Below are 13,300 nucleotides of genomic sequence, written 5' to 3'. Positions count from 1 at the left end.
ATTACTTAGAGTGCGGTGAAGGTGTTGGAAGTTATAGACGGCTTAGGATGGTGCGGAACTAAGGAACAGACCTACCTAAACGCTTTACACCTTAGCAAACACTTTGAAGTGCATCTTGCCTTAGCCTTTGGGCACAGAGAGATGATAGAAAGGCTAAAAGGAAAGGTGGAACTAAAGTTCTACGAGGTGGATAACGGCAGTAAAAGAAGGTTTAACATAAAAAATTACTTAAGACTATACCAAATTGTCAAAGAGGGAAACTACGATGTTTTGATAGCCAACTCCTCTTGGTCTTTAAATTACGTGATTGGCATACTGCCGTTTTTGAAGAAAAAACCTAAGATAATAGCCCTAAGAAGGTCTGGCTTTACTCCTTCCTTTTTCTCAAAGCATCTTAAATATAGGTTTGCGGATAAGATAGTTGTAGTTTCCAAAAAGGTGGCGGAGCATCTTATAAACATTGGCTTTTTTCCGGAGAAGATAGTGGTTATAGAGTCGGGTATTGACCTTTCAAGGTTCAAACCTTCGGAGGAGCTAAGGGAAGAATACAGAAAAAGGCTTGGCTTGGGAAAAGAACATAAGGTTTTTGTGAATGTTGCCAATTGGCAACCTTGGCGGAAGGGTCAGGATACGCTCTTGGAAGTATTTTCTTGGGTGGTCAAAAAGCACAAAAACTTGAAATTATTACTTGTGGGAAAGGATACAGACTCAGAACAGGCACGAAAGCTTATAAAAAGTTTCAACCTTGAAAACCACACCATAGCGCTCGGCTACAGAGAAGATGTAGAGAAAATCTTACAAGCGGGGGACTACTTTGTGCTTACCTCAAGGTCCGAAGGCATTGCGGGCAGTCTTTTGCAGGCTATGGCCTGTGGTAAAGTAGTTCTTTCTACCTTGGCAGGAGGCATTGGGGAATATCTGATAGACGGCTTCAACGGCTTTAGCGCCCAGGTTGACAACAAAGAAGAAATAGCCCAAAAGCTTGAAAAAATGATAAACATCAGCAAAGAAGAATACTCAAGACTTTCTGAAAACGCAATAAACACCGCAAAGAACTACTCAATAGAGACTAACATCAAAAAGTGGGTTGATCTGATCAACTCCCTTTCCGATTAAAAACTTTTGCAAACTTGCAAAAAATCCAAAGGCGAAAAGTGTGGAAAAACAAAGAGCTTAAAAAAGCCAACTGCAATCCTGCAAATAAAAAAAACGCTTGACAAACTTTTCTTAAAATGCTATTATTAAAACCATCAAAAACTTTAAAGGAGGGTAGAAACATGAGGAAAAGCCTATTAGCTATGGCAGCACTTATGGGGGTTGCCACATTGCCAGCCCACGCCTGGAGGGTAAAGGTAGATGAACAAACCTTTGCCAACATCGGCTTCTCCACCATGATCCGTGGAACCTATGAGGGGAAGAGGAAAACAAACGAAAAAAGCAGGGCTAACTTCAAAGTGCAACTATTCAACATTACCGCCAGTGGGCAAGTGAATAAGCTGGTGTATTTCGGTATGAACTTGGAAGGAACAAGAGCGATAAAGGACAAATATTGTGATGAGATTGAAGATGGTGAACCAAAGTGTACAGAAAGAACTTCAGAACCCTTTGGTGTTAGGGTAAGGGACGCCTTTATAGGCTTGAAGTTTGCAGACGAGCTTAGAGTTCAAGCAGGATTGCAAAGGGTGCCATTCTCCAGAGCATCGCTAACCAGCACATATGCTCTGTTGGTTCCTACTTCGTATGCAGGTCAAGGGCTTGGTCCTGGTGTTAATCCTCTAAATGTGCAGACAAATATTGATGTCAGCCCCAGAGACGCTGGTGTGGTCGTTTGGGGTAACGTAGCAGAAGGAATGCTCAAGTATTACTTAGCTGTAACCGATGGTGCCACCATAGGTAGCTCTACAGACGACAGCCTGGCATACACTTTAAGGCTTCAATTTACTCCCACCATGCTTGGCTTTAAGCCTGAAACTGGATACACCGTAAGCGATACCTACCTTGGAAAGCAAAATGTGTTGTCAATTGGTGCAGGTTATAGGGTAGTGGGTAGGAATGGAAGAGACACAAAGATGTGGACAGTAGATGCACTATACGAGCAAAAGTTTGGAGATATAGTGCCCAACTTGCAAGTGGGATATATAAGTGTTAAAGATGCGAATGGTACATCAGATTTAGACCTTTCACACATCTATGCCCAAGGACAACTGCTTTACGACCAAGTGGTAGGTTTTGGAAAACCAGCCCTCGCTGTAAAGTTTGAGCAAAACAAGAGAAAAGCATCTGGCACTGACCCCAAAAATACAAGGGTAGGCGTGTGGGCTCATTACTACATCAAAGGACAAGCGGCAAAGGTGTCTCTTGGTGTTGATAGCGTGAATCTCAACAGTGCTGCAAAAGCAAACGTTTCTGGTGGTGGCAAAAACTTCACCGACGTGACTCTTCAATTCCAAGTTCAATTCTAACTCTTAAAAGCTCCTTTACTCCAGCCCCGCCTTGTGCGGGGTTTTTTTATTTTGAAACTCTAAATTTCTCAAGAGGCATAAAATAGTATTCTATGAATTGGGAACAGGTTTTGACAATCGTCGTGGGAACTTCTTCCATCGTAGCTGCAGTTATCACCTTAGCGGTTTCCCTCATCAACAAAAGGTTTGAGGACATAAACAGAAGGATAGACTCTTTGGAAAGGCGTATGGAGTCCGAACTGAAAGAGATAAAGTTTTTGCTTTATAAGGTCTTGGAAGTTCCGCACAAGGAGGAGTAAATGGGTTGGGAACAGGTTTTGACAATCATCGTGGGAACTTCTTCCATCGTAGCTGCAATAATTACGTTGGCAGTCTCCCTCATCAACAAAAGGTTTGAAGACATGAACAAAAGATTTGAGGACATGAACAGGAGGATAGACTCTTTGGAGAGGCGCATGGAGTCCGAACTGAAAGAGATAAAGTTTTTGCTTTATAAGGTCTTGGAAGTCCCACACAAGGAGGAATAAATGGGTTGGGAGCAGGTTTTGACAATCATCGTGGGAACCTCTTCCATCATAACTGCAGTTATTACCTTGACGGTTTCCCTCATTAACAAAAGATTTGAGGACATAAACAGAAGGTTTGAGGACATAAACAAAAGATTTGAAGATATTAGCAAAAGGTTTGAAGACATGAACAGGAGATTTGAAGACATGAACAGGAGGTTTGAAGACATAAACAGGAGGATAGACTCTTTGGAAAGGCGTATGGAAACGGAGCTGAAAGAAATAAAGTTTTTGCTTTATAAGGTCTTGGAAGTTCCACACAAGGAGGAATAAATGGGCTGGGAACAAGTTCTGACAATCATCGTGGGAACTTCTTCCATCATAACTGCAGTTATCACCTTAGCAGTCTCCCTCATCAACAAAAGATTTGAGGACATAAGTAAAAGGTTTGAGTACATAAACAGAAGGTTTGAAGACATCAACAGAAGAATAGACTCCGTAGAGAGGAGAATGGAAGAAGGGTTTAAGGAAATTAAGTTTTTGCTCTACAAATTCTTAGAAGTTTCACATAAGCAAGAATAAGGATTACTTGTGCTATAATCTTTTACACTCTTTTATGGGGGGTTGGTATGGCAATACTTGTGGGGAAGGATACCAAGGTTGTGGTTCAGGGTATTACTGGAAAGGAAGGGTCCTTTCATGCTTTGCAGTGTAAAGCCTATGGCACGCAGGTTGTTGCTGGAGTTACTCCCGGAAAGGGTGGGCAAACTGTAGAGGATATACCAGTTTTCAATACTGTAGAAGAAGCGGTTAAAGAAACAGGAGCTAACTGCTCTCTTATATTCGTCCCACCTGCCTTTGCGGCGGATGCCATAGTGGAAGCCTTAGATGCGGGCATAGAGCTTATAGTCTGCATCACAGAAGGTATCCCAGTAAGGGATATGCTGAAGGTAAAACACTACATGATCAGAAACTATCCCAACGCAAAGCTCATAGGTCCCAACTGTCCTGGAGTTATCACCCCCGGAGAGGCAAAAGTAGGTATAATGCCAGGGCATATTTTCAAGAGAGGAAACATTGGGATTGTTTCCAGAAGTGGCACCCTAACTTATGAAGCGTCCTATCAGCTTACGCGCTACGGACTTGGACAATCCACCGCAGTAGGCATAGGAGGAGACCCAGTGCATGGACTATCCCACAAAGACGTTATAGCTATGTTCAATCAGGACCCAGAAACTCAAGCCATACTTATGATTGGAGAGATCGGAGGAACTGCAGAAGAGGAAGCGGCAGAATACATAAAGGAAAACGTCAAAAAACCTGTCTTTGCATACATAGCGGGTATAACCGCACCTCCGGGCAGAAGGATGGGACACGCAGGAGCAATAATCACCGGAGGAAAGGGAACAGCTCAGGCAAAGATGTCTGCATTAAAAGATGCTGGTGTATATGTTATAGAAAACCCAGCGTTTATAGGTAAAACAGTGGCAGAAACACTGGGAGTTATATGATTAAAGACATATTTATTTTCTAAATATGATATAATTTATGCAATTCAAAACTTTTAGGAGGTTAGAGTATGGCTTTGAAGACTAAAGTAGACCCAGACACCTGCACATCCTGTGAGCTTTGCTACGATAGAGTGCCAGAGGTATACAAAAACAGAGGGGATGGAATCGCAGAAGTGGTATCCCCTGGTCCAGATGGTTGGATGGTAGTTCCCCCAGAGCTTGAGCAAGAGGTAAAAGAGGTCACAGACGAATGCCCCAGTGGGTCCATAATTACAGAGGAAGCATAAAGATTGACATAGATACCTGCACCGCCTGCAGGCTTTGCTACGAAGAATTGCCAGAGGTATTCTCAGACAGAGGAGACGGTATTCCCATAGTATATGCAAAGGTTATAACTGAAAGTCTCATAGAAAGAGTCTTTCAAATAGCGCAGGACTGCCCCAGCGGTTCCATAATCCTTGAGTGATAAACTGATATTCGTAGGCACTGCGGGCGGGAGGGCAAGCGTTTTCAGACGCATCCGGCGGTCTGGTGGTTTTCTTCTGAGGCTTTCTGACCTCTGGATCCACACAGACCCTGGTCCTGGAGCCTTTGTTTATTTGCATGATATGGGATTTGACCCAAGAAACTTAGACTGTGTAGTTTTATCCCACATACACTTGGACCACTCTTCGGACATCAACTCAGTAATTGAATCTGCCACCGATGGGGGGAAAAAAAGAGATTTAGTCCTTTTTGCTCCCCTGTCTGCCCTTGAAGGAGAAAACAGAGTAGTTCTGCCTTTTATCAGAAGGGAGAGGATCGCAAAGGAATTTATTTTAGAAGAAGGGAAAGAATACGAATACAAAGGCTTGAGCATAAAGGCTGTTATGAAACACAAACATCACCACACAGAAACCTACGCCATTTTATACAACAGGAGGATTTTATACGTTTCCTGCGCACTTTATGAGGACAGAATGCTTGAAGTCTATCCCAAAAACTTGGACCTCATCATAATAAACACCACCCTTTACGAAAAGAAAAAATACATAGAACACCTTACCGTTCAGGACGCTAAAAAAATCCTTTCCCATCTAAAGCCCAAGCACGCCATACTTACCCACTTTGGATACGAAGTGCTTTTGAACTACAGCTTAGAAGACATAGCGGTGGAAGTTACAAAAGAAACAGGCGTGGAAACCATATGCGCTTACGATGGGATGGAGGTGGAGCTTTGATAGAGAAGTTTTTCCCAGAGCTTAAGGCTTGGGCAGAAAGCTTTGTGTTATCTCATGGCTATACCGCTTTATTCGTTCTTTCCTTTACCGAGTCCATAATCCAGCCGGTGCCTCCTTATCCCTTTGTAGCTACCGCTCCACTTTTTAAGCTAAACCCCTATACCGCAGGTCTCGTAGCCTTTTTGGGAAATATCTTAGGTGCAATTGTGGCATTCTTTTTAGCCAAGCTTTTGGGAGAGAGCTTTGTAAAAAGGCTTTTTAAAGAGAGGCTATACACAAAGGGAGAGGCGCTTTTTAACAGGTATGGATTTTTTGCAGTCCTTTTGGGAGAGCCTTACAAGTTGGTGTGCTGGCTGGCAGGTATTTTTAACATGCCCTTTTTGGCTTTTATAGTAGCCAGCATTTTGGCACGTGCTATAAGGATTGGAGTTTTTGTGTTCTTTGGAGATGTGCTTGGTAGGTTTTTGAACTAAAGTGGGTGCGGGAGGACTCGAACCCCCAACCGGGCGGTTATGAGCCGCCCGCTCTGCCATTGAGCTACGCACCCTTTACTATTTATAATTATAACTCAACTCCGAACCTTTCAATAACTTTTTTTATCTCCAAAGACACGTCCTTCAGAATCCTTAAGCCAAATCCTTCAATCTCAACCGGTAAGCAGTCTATCAAGGCATTAACTATAAAAGCACCCTCAAAATCTTTTAGCCTTTCAACCTTTATGCGTTCCTCCTTAACATCCATAAATTCCTTCAAAATCCTCAAGGTAGTGCCTTCAAGTATTCCACTTTCCTTAGCTGGTGTGTAAAGAGTGTTTCCCTTAAGGAACAAAAGGTTAGCAGAAGAGGTTTCACATACCTCATCCCGCTCATTTACTATAATCCCATCGTAAAAACCTTCCTCCATAGCTTGCCTTTTTACTACCACGTTAAAAAGGTAGTTCGTTGTCTTGTGTCTGCAAGTGGGGTCCGCAGAGTGTCTTCTGTAGGGAGAAATATTTAGTTTGACGGACCCGTTTAAAGGTTTGAACCTTTTGACCAAAATAAGCTTTCCATAATCGTTAGCCTTTCCGCCATAATAGCTTTCCCCTTTGGCTATCAGGCAAAACTTGAGGTAAGTTTGCTCTTTTACCTCTATCGTGCAATCCTTTTTAAACTCTTCGTAGCTTGGACAGGGTATGCCAAAAAACTCTGCAGAGCTTTTTAACCTTTCGTAGTGCAGTCTAAGCCTTTTTTCCGATATGGGCAGTTTCATCGTTTCAAAAAGCCCCTCTCCATAAAGTAGGGTGCGGTTCATCATTCCCACTCCCTTTCTTCAAAGGCTCTTTGTAAGCTTTCCGGAATTTCCACATCAATTCCAAACAAAAGCTTAGTTTGAAGGGCGTTTAGCACTGCCTTAGCCTTTGCAGTGTTGTTAAAAAATATGTAGGTCTCCCTATCTCCCAACTCTTTTATTTTACTTTTAATCTTTCTCAGCTCTTCCAAAGAGTAAAGATAGTCATAGAGGTTTTCTGGGTCTTTTCCGTGAAGTCTGACGTAGTTTATTGCCCCAATTCCCACCCAAGGTCCCACCAAAAACCTCTTATCTTTCGGCGCATCGCTATTCACTAAGGAAAAACCATTTTCTTCCAAAAACTGGTAAAAGTCAGCCCTCCTAAAGCTTTTGTTTCTTACCTCTACCACCTTATCCACACCAGAGAATCCCTTAGAAATCTTTTTCAGGTGCTCAAGACTTTCTGTAGAATAACCAAAGTTGTGCGGAAATTGAAAGAGTATGGCTATAAGCCTTTCTTTCTGAATTATGGGCTCTATGGAATAGACGAACTTTTTTACGTCTTCCGAAGAAAAGTTCCTTCTGTGGGTAAAAACTTGATGAGCCTTTACAGAGAACCTGAGCTTGCTTGTCCTTTCCAGCAAACTTTTTATACTACTTCTATCCGGAAATCTGTAAAAGGAAGAGTTAAGCTCCAATACGTTAAAGAACTTCTCATAATACCTTATCCACTCCTGCCTTTTTAAGTTGGGTGGGTAAAAGACCCCCACCCAGTCTCTGTAGTAAAAACCACTACATCCTACATAAACCTTCAAGGTGTGAATTTAGACTTAAAGTCCTTGAGCGCTTCGTCTATTTTCTTTTTGAGCTCATCATCAAGGGCCTTCTTTTCTTTTATCTCTTTTAGGATATCGGGTCTTTGTTTATCAAGGTATGTGTATAGTTGTTTTTCAAACTTCCTAACCGCTTCCACAGGTAGGTCATCCAAGTATCCATTGGTCCCCGCATATATGGCTACTATTTGCTTTTCCACAGGTATGGGATTGTATGGCTCTTGCTTTAGAAGCTCTACAAGCCTCAGTCCTCTGTTGATGGTCTGCTGGGTTGCTTTGTCAAGTTCAGAGGCAAACTGCACGAAGGCTTCCAGCTCCCTAAACTGAGCTAACTCCAGCCTAAGAGATCCCGCTACCTGTTTCATAGCCTTTATCTGTGCCGCACCACCCACACGCGAAACAGAAAGACCTACGTTTATGGCAGGTCTTATACCTTTGTTAAACAGGTCAGGCTCTAAGTATATCTGCCCATCTGTGATGGATATAACGTTTGTAGGAATGTATGCGGCTACGTCTCCAGCCTTAGTTTCTATTATTGGAAGAGCAGTCAAAGATCCTGCCCCTAGCTCGTCGTTGAGCTTGGCAGCCCTTTCCAAAAGCCTTGAATGAAGATAGAAAACGTCTCCAGGATACGCTTCCCTTCCCGGAGGTCTTCTCATAAGCAAAGATAGTTGTCTGTAAGCTTCTGCATGCTTTGAAAGGTCATCGTAAATTATAAGTGCATGCTTTCCGTTGTCCCTGAAATACTCACCTATGGTGCATCCCACAAAGGGAGCCAAGTATTGCAAAGATGCTGGGTCTGTGGCAGAAGCGACTACCACACATGTATATTCCATCGCTCCGCTTTTTTCAAGCAGTTCTATAATCCGTGCTGTGGTTGATCTCTTTTGCCCTATGGCAACGTATATGCAATAAACATCCGTGTCTTTTTGGTTGAGAATAGTATCTATACATATGGTAGTTTTACCAGTAGAGCGGTCTCCTATAATCAGCTCCCTTTGACCCCTTCCAATGGGAATCATAGCATCTATTGCCTTAATGCCCGTTTGCAGTGGCTCATGCACAGATTTACGCTTTACCACACCGGGAGCGATCTTTTCTACAGGAGACCTGTATTCATACTGCAACGGACCTTTTCCATCTAAGGGATTTCCAAGTGGGTCTATAACCCTACCAATAAGGCCTTCACCTACTGGCGCATCAAGAATTCTACCTGTTCTTCTTACCAAAGATCCTTCCCTTATATTGCTTTCACTGCCGAGCACAATCAGACCCACGTTATCCTCTTCTAAGTTGAAAGCCAAACCTAACGTACCACCTTCAAACTCAACCACCTCGTTTGCCATTACGTTGTCCAATCCGTATGCCCTTGCTACACCATCACCTACGTAATAGACTACCCCCACCTCTTCCATTTTTACAGATTCCTCTAAGCCCTTTAGCTGTTCTTTAAGCATCTGCAAAGCTTCTTCGTAGCTTATGGTTGCCATAACATTACCTCCTACAAACTTTAGAGTAATATTATAATCATAAACTACATGTTACCTTAAGCGAGGAAAGGTATAATGCCTTTGGCTTACCTTTATGGGTAATACCATTGGCTATAGCGGTTTCAGAGAAAGCTATGTTTGGTTAATTTCTCACCCGATGTATAGTGTATTATTTTAAATGTGAAAATCCTTAAAGCGGAAGAGATGATCCTTGCGGACAGGAAAACCATAGAGGGGTTGGGCATACCATCCTTAGTGCTCATGGAGAATGCCTCTTTGAGCGTAGCAAGGGTTATCAGAGAAAGGTTTGGGCAGGATACAAAAATTTTGGTTGTTGCAGGAAAGGGAAACAACGGGGGAGATGGTTTGGCTTGTGCAAGACACCTTCTGCTTTGGGGCTACAAAGTAGATGTTTTTTTGGTCTTTGGGGAGGTAAAGGCGGACGCAGAATTTCAGCTAAAAATTCTCAAAAACTTAGGGCTTGAACCTCTAAAAGAGCTTCCCCCTTTGGAAAACTACCAGCTTATAGTGGATGCCATCTTTGGAACGGGCTTTCAACCTCCCGTAGAAGGTCCAGCCAAGACAGCAATAGAAGCCTTAGAGAGGACAAAAACGCCCATTCTTTCCATAGATATACCCTCCGGACTTTCCGCAGACAGCGGAAAAATTTATACACCGAGTGTTAGGGCAAACATCACCGTTACCTTTCAGTTTCCAAAGGTTTGTCACCTTTTGCATCCTGCCTCCAAAAGGTGCGGGGAACTTTACATAGCCCACATCGGAATTCCAAATGAGTTTGTAGAACACGTAAATAGGGAAGTGATCTTAAGAGTTGAGGCGCCAAAAAGGGAGGTGGATATTCACAAAGGCAAAGCTGGACACGTGCTTTTGGTAGGCTCAAGCGTGGGCAAAACTGGGGCAATTATAATGAGCGCAAAAGCAAGCACAAGGGCTGGAGCGGGTTTGGTTAGCGTAGGTGTTCCAGAAGGCTTAAACCACATATTTGAAACTTCCCTTGTGGAAGAGATGAGTATTCCCTTACCAGGGAAAAAGTTCCTATCCCCTAAGGCTTGCGACTTTATACTTGCAGAGCAGGACAGGTTCAGCGCGCTGGGAGTTGGTATGGGAATGGGAAGATACGAAGAAGGACAGAAGCTCATACTTGAGCTTTTGAAAAACTGGAAAAAACCCATTCTGTTGGATGCGGACGCCATAAACAACTTAGCGGACAGTGGAAAGGTTGGTGTTCTGAAAGACAGAGAAGGTCCTACCATACTTACGCCTCATGTGGGAGAGTTTGAAAGGCTTTCTGGCTTAAACAAAGAGGAAATAGTCTTTAATCTTATGGACACCGCTTTGGAGTTTGCGGTTAATTACAACTGTTATGTGGTTTTAAAGTCTTCAAGAACCGCCATTGCCTGTCCAGAAGGAAAGGTTTTTCTTTCCACCAGAGGAACACCCGCTATGGCAAAGGGTGGGGTAGGGGACGTGCTTTCTGGTATTTTGGTAGCCCTTTTGGGAAGAGGTTTTGAGGTTAGCTATGCCCTAAGGCTTGGCGTTTTTCTCCATGGTTTAGCAGGGGAGATAGCTGAAAAATACAGACACACAGAAAGCGTTAAAGCTCTTGACTTGGTAGAACACCTACCAGAAGCCTACAGGATGCTGGAAAATGGTTCCTATGGTCTTCCTTTTGTTTATCTTTATTAGTTCCTGCGTTCAGATAGAAATAAGGGACAAAAAACCCACTGCTCCAAAATACACGCCTAAACCTCAGGAAGCTGTAAAGCCAAAAGAACAACCTGTAGTAGTTCCTATGCCAGTAAAGGGCACACCCACAAAGTCTGAAAGGGGATACTTTATAAAAACTGCCTGCGGTGAATTCTTTAGGGCATTGGAAAACGGAAAGGTCCTTTATGCGGGGGACGATCTGAAAAGCCATGGTTTGGTGGTTATGGTGGAACAAGAAAACGGATATATAGCGGTATATACTAAGGCAGGTAATCTTTTTGTAAAGAAAGGGGAAATGGTCAAGAAGGCTCAGGTTTTGGGAAGGGTGGGAAGGGATAGAGAAAACTGTGGTATAGGCTTTGAGCTAAGGCTTCAGGATGGATCGCCCATAAATTTTGAGTTCTCAAGGTGAAAAGTTTTCCTTTACAAACTTTATTGCGTCTTCTTTGGTTTTTACCAAACCTTCCCATTGAGCCTTTTCTAAGGCTTTCTTTACTTCCCCTACCTTTGGGCCCGGACCTATGTTCAAAAGGTTCATAATTTCTTCTCCAGATAGCAAGGATTTTGTAGGTATGCTTTCAAGGGTTTTTCTTCTAAACTCGCTCAGATCATGAATTGTCCTTAACAGCCAGTTTATCTCTTCTTCTGTGTCCCCACTACCAAAAGCATCTGCGATCGCATGGAGAAAAAGCCAAGGAGCTATTTCTCCACAGTCTCTCCAGAATTTAGCCCTTCCTCTGTCTGTAAGTTCTCCTTTTCTTAGAGATTCTCTCAGATAAAAGGGCCTTAGATGATTCTCTACTATTGAGCATACGAACTTAATCGCATCCTCCCCAAGCTTTAGCCTTTTGCCTATTTCCATTGCAATTTGCGAGCCGAGTTTGTCGTGGTTGTAAAAGGTTATTTTCCCTTCTCTGACCTCAAAGGTGTGAGGTTTGGCTATATCATGAAGCAAAGCGGATATTTTAAGAAGCTCCAAGTCTGAGAATTCACCCAAAAACTCCTTTTGCCCCACATCTTTTAACAACTCTACAGGTAAATACTTTTCCCTTTCTTCTACCACCTGATCCACAGATTCCATGACCCTCAGCATGTGTTCCCTGAGAGAATACTTGTGATGATTTCCCTGATCCTTTATCTCTTCCCATCTTTCCACCTCTGGGATTATGTGTTGAAGCACACCGTATTCGTAAAGCATTCTTATTACCTTTCCGCTTCTTTTGTGTCTGAAGATCTTTAGAAGCTCCAAGGTTACCCTTTCCACAGGCGCACGCCTTATTAAGTGTGATTTCTCTTTGACAAAGTCCAGAAACTCTTCTGAAAGCTCCAAGTCCTTCTCTACGCTAAGCCTAAAGCCACGAAGAATTCTAACTGGATCCTCTTCTAAATTTTTTAAAGACACAGGCCTTAGAATACCACTTTCTAAGTCTTCTATGCCGTGGGCTGGATCGTAGATTATGGTTTGCTTTGCACCTATGCTAAGCACGTCGTCTATGCTAACAGCCATAGCGTTAGCGGTAAAGTCTCTCGATAGCAAGTCCTCCACAAGGGCCTTTTCTATGTCCTTTCCCTTTATTTGGGCAAAGTCAAAGCGGTATTTGTAAGGCGGAAGCTTCAGTATTACGGTAGCTATGCTGGGTCTTCGGAGGAGTCCCTTTTTTTCAAACTCAAAGTAAGAGCCTCCCACAAGGTTTGCAAACTCACGGGCAACTTTTAGTGGATCGCAGGTCAAGAGCAAATCCACGTCTATTTTATAACCTACCGGTTCTCCAAGGATGCGGTCCCTTACCCAACCACCAACCACAAAACAATAACAGTCTCTTGGCAATACCTTTGCTATGTCGTCAAAGTAAGAAAGATAAAAGTTCAGACCATGGGCAGTATGCTTTATGTTTTTCTGAAATAGAATATGCTCCATAAGAATATAGTATATTTTTTTAAACCCCCGAAGGGGCTGTGGCGCATCAATAAATAACTCTTACGTTTTTGGCTCTTGGACCTTTGACGTCCTGCTCTACCTCAAACTCTACCTTTTGACCCTTTTGAAGGGTTTTAAAACCCTTTTGCTGTATAGCGGAAAAATGCACAAACACATCTCCCTGATTGTCATCGCGGGTTATAAACCCATAACCTTTGTCCTTGCTGAACCACTTTACTGTGCCTCTTAACGTCATGGTGCTAAAAACCTCCTAAAAAAGTTTTATCAGAGCGGAACTACAGAAGGTTAGGCGCCCTCCCTTCTATAGAACAACTCTGTTGAGTAAATTATATTCCAAACTAC

The 13,300-nt window shown here is 42.9% G+C and carries 18 protein-coding genes and 1 tRNA gene; 13 read left to right on the top strand and 6 right to left on the bottom strand.

All coding sequences use genetic code 11. The features are described from left to right. Positions 1 to 21 precede the first annotated feature (21 nt). The 11 genes from K217_RS0103325 (at position 22) to K217_RS0103270 (ending at position 6,172) form a co-directional block, all read left to right on the top strand. A complete protein-coding gene (locus K217_RS0103325; protein ID WP_231476988.1) occupies positions 22 to 1,116 on the top strand; it encodes a glycosyltransferase in 1,095 nt (364 codons plus the stop codon). A gap of 161 nt (positions 1,117 to 1,277) precedes the next feature. Further along, a complete protein-coding gene (locus tag K217_RS0103315) occupies positions 1,278 to 2,462 on the top strand; it encodes a porin (RefSeq protein WP_029551712.1) in 1,185 nt (394 codons plus the stop codon). Between the two features lie 92 nt (positions 2,463 to 2,554). Then, entirely contained in the window at positions 2,555 to 2,761 is a 207-nt protein-coding gene (locus tag K217_RS0103310; RefSeq protein WP_029551711.1) for a hypothetical protein, read from the top strand. Then, on the top strand, positions 2,762 to 2,989 hold the full coding sequence (locus K217_RS0103305) for a hypothetical protein (protein ID WP_029551710.1): 228 nt from the start codon (positions 2,762 to 2,764) through the stop codon (positions 2,987 to 2,989). Then, positions 2,990 to 3,301 carry a hypothetical protein gene (locus K217_RS0103300; protein WP_029551709.1) on the top strand — a complete coding sequence of 104 codons (312 nt, stop codon included), beginning with the start codon at positions 2,990 to 2,992 and terminating at the stop codon, positions 3,299 to 3,301. Continuing rightward, a complete protein-coding gene (locus tag K217_RS0103295) occupies positions 3,302 to 3,550 on the top strand; it encodes a hypothetical protein (RefSeq protein WP_029551708.1) in 249 nt (82 codons plus the stop codon). 47 nt (positions 3,551 to 3,597) lie between these two features. Beyond that, positions 3,598 to 4,479, top strand: a complete 882-nt coding sequence (sucD, locus tag K217_RS0103290) for a succinate--CoA ligase subunit alpha (RefSeq protein ID WP_029551707.1) — start codon at positions 3,598 to 3,600, stop codon at positions 4,477 to 4,479. 68 nt (positions 4,480 to 4,547) lie between these two features. Then, a complete protein-coding gene (locus K217_RS0103285) occupies positions 4,548 to 4,766 on the top strand; it encodes a ferredoxin (RefSeq protein WP_029551706.1) in 219 nt (72 codons plus the stop codon). Beyond that, positions 4,730 to 4,945 (top strand): ferredoxin, encoded by a 216-nt coding sequence (locus K217_RS0103280; protein ID WP_029551705.1) that lies wholly within the window; start codon positions 4,730 to 4,732, stop codon positions 4,943 to 4,945. Before K217_RS0103285 ends, K217_RS0103280 begins: the two co-directional genes overlap by 37 nt. After that, a complete protein-coding gene (locus K217_RS0103275) occupies positions 4,938 to 5,699 on the top strand; it encodes an MBL fold metallo-hydrolase (RefSeq protein ID WP_029551704.1) in 762 nt (253 codons plus the stop codon). Before K217_RS0103280 ends, K217_RS0103275 begins: the two co-directional genes overlap by 8 nt. After that, the gene (locus tag K217_RS0103270; RefSeq protein ID WP_029551703.1) at positions 5,696 to 6,172 is read left to right on the top strand and encodes a YqaA family protein; all 477 of its coding nucleotides are present in this window, start codon (positions 5,696 to 5,698) and stop codon (positions 6,170 to 6,172) included. Before K217_RS0103275 ends, K217_RS0103270 begins: the two co-directional genes overlap by 4 nt. 2 nt (positions 6,173 to 6,174) lie before the next feature. On the opposite strand, the gene K217_RS0103265 is transcribed toward K217_RS0103270, so the two are convergent. The 4 genes from K217_RS0103265 to atpA all read right to left on the bottom strand — a co-directional run bounded on the left by K217_RS0103265 (position 6,175) and on the right by atpA (position 9,291). Beyond that, positions 6,175 to 6,246 (bottom strand) — tRNA-Ile (locus K217_RS0103265). 14 nt (positions 6,247 to 6,260) lie between these two features. Next, positions 6,261 to 6,992: an aminotransferase class IV gene (locus K217_RS0103260; protein WP_052178068.1), complete on the bottom strand. Its 732-nt coding sequence runs from the start codon at positions 6,990 to 6,992 to the stop codon at positions 6,261 to 6,263. Further along, positions 6,992 to 7,783, bottom strand: a complete 792-nt coding sequence (locus K217_RS0103255; protein ID WP_029551701.1) for a DUF72 domain-containing protein — start codon at positions 7,781 to 7,783, stop codon at positions 6,992 to 6,994. Before K217_RS0103255 ends, K217_RS0103260 begins: the two co-directional genes overlap by 1 nt. Continuing rightward, positions 7,780 to 9,291 (bottom strand): F0F1 ATP synthase subunit alpha, encoded by a 1,512-nt coding sequence (atpA, locus tag K217_RS0103250; RefSeq protein ID WP_029551700.1) that lies wholly within the window; start codon positions 9,289 to 9,291, stop codon positions 7,780 to 7,782. Before atpA ends, K217_RS0103255 begins: the two co-directional genes overlap by 4 nt. Before the next feature lie 180 nt (positions 9,292 to 9,471). Between atpA and K217_RS0103245 the strand changes: the two genes are divergently transcribed. Together K217_RS0103245 and K217_RS0103240 are read left to right on the top strand one after the other, a co-directional pair. Then, on the top strand, positions 9,472 to 10,998 hold the full coding sequence (locus K217_RS0103245) for a bifunctional ADP-dependent NAD(P)H-hydrate dehydratase/NAD(P)H-hydrate epimerase (protein WP_029551699.1): 1,527 nt from the start codon (positions 9,472 to 9,474) through the stop codon (positions 10,996 to 10,998). Then, positions 10,961 to 11,431, top strand: a complete 471-nt coding sequence (locus K217_RS0103240) for a murein hydrolase activator EnvC family protein (protein WP_052178066.1) — start codon at positions 10,961 to 10,963, stop codon at positions 11,429 to 11,431. Before K217_RS0103245 ends, K217_RS0103240 begins: the two co-directional genes overlap by 38 nt. Here the strand turns inward: K217_RS0103240 and K217_RS0103235 are convergent. Continuing rightward, positions 11,423 to 12,937, bottom strand: a complete 1,515-nt coding sequence (locus K217_RS0103235) for a tRNA nucleotidyltransferase/poly(A) polymerase-related protein (RefSeq protein WP_029551697.1) — start codon at positions 12,935 to 12,937, stop codon at positions 11,423 to 11,425. The genes K217_RS0103240 and K217_RS0103235 overlap by 9 nt on opposite strands. 46 nt (positions 12,938 to 12,983) lie before the next feature. Continuing rightward, positions 12,984 to 13,193 carry a cold-shock protein gene (locus K217_RS0103230; RefSeq protein WP_029551696.1) on the bottom strand — a complete coding sequence of 70 codons (210 nt, stop codon included), beginning with the start codon at positions 13,191 to 13,193 and terminating at the stop codon, positions 12,984 to 12,986. Between the last annotated feature and the right edge of the window lie 107 nt (positions 13,194 to 13,300).

This window comes from Thermocrinis jamiesonii, from assembly GCF_000702425.1.
Classification (GTDB): domain Bacteria; phylum Aquificota; class Aquificia; order Aquificales; family Aquificaceae; genus Thermocrinis; species Thermocrinis jamiesonii.
Note: the sequence above shows the minus strand (reverse complement) of the source record. Positions and strands in the feature narration are given on the sequence as shown.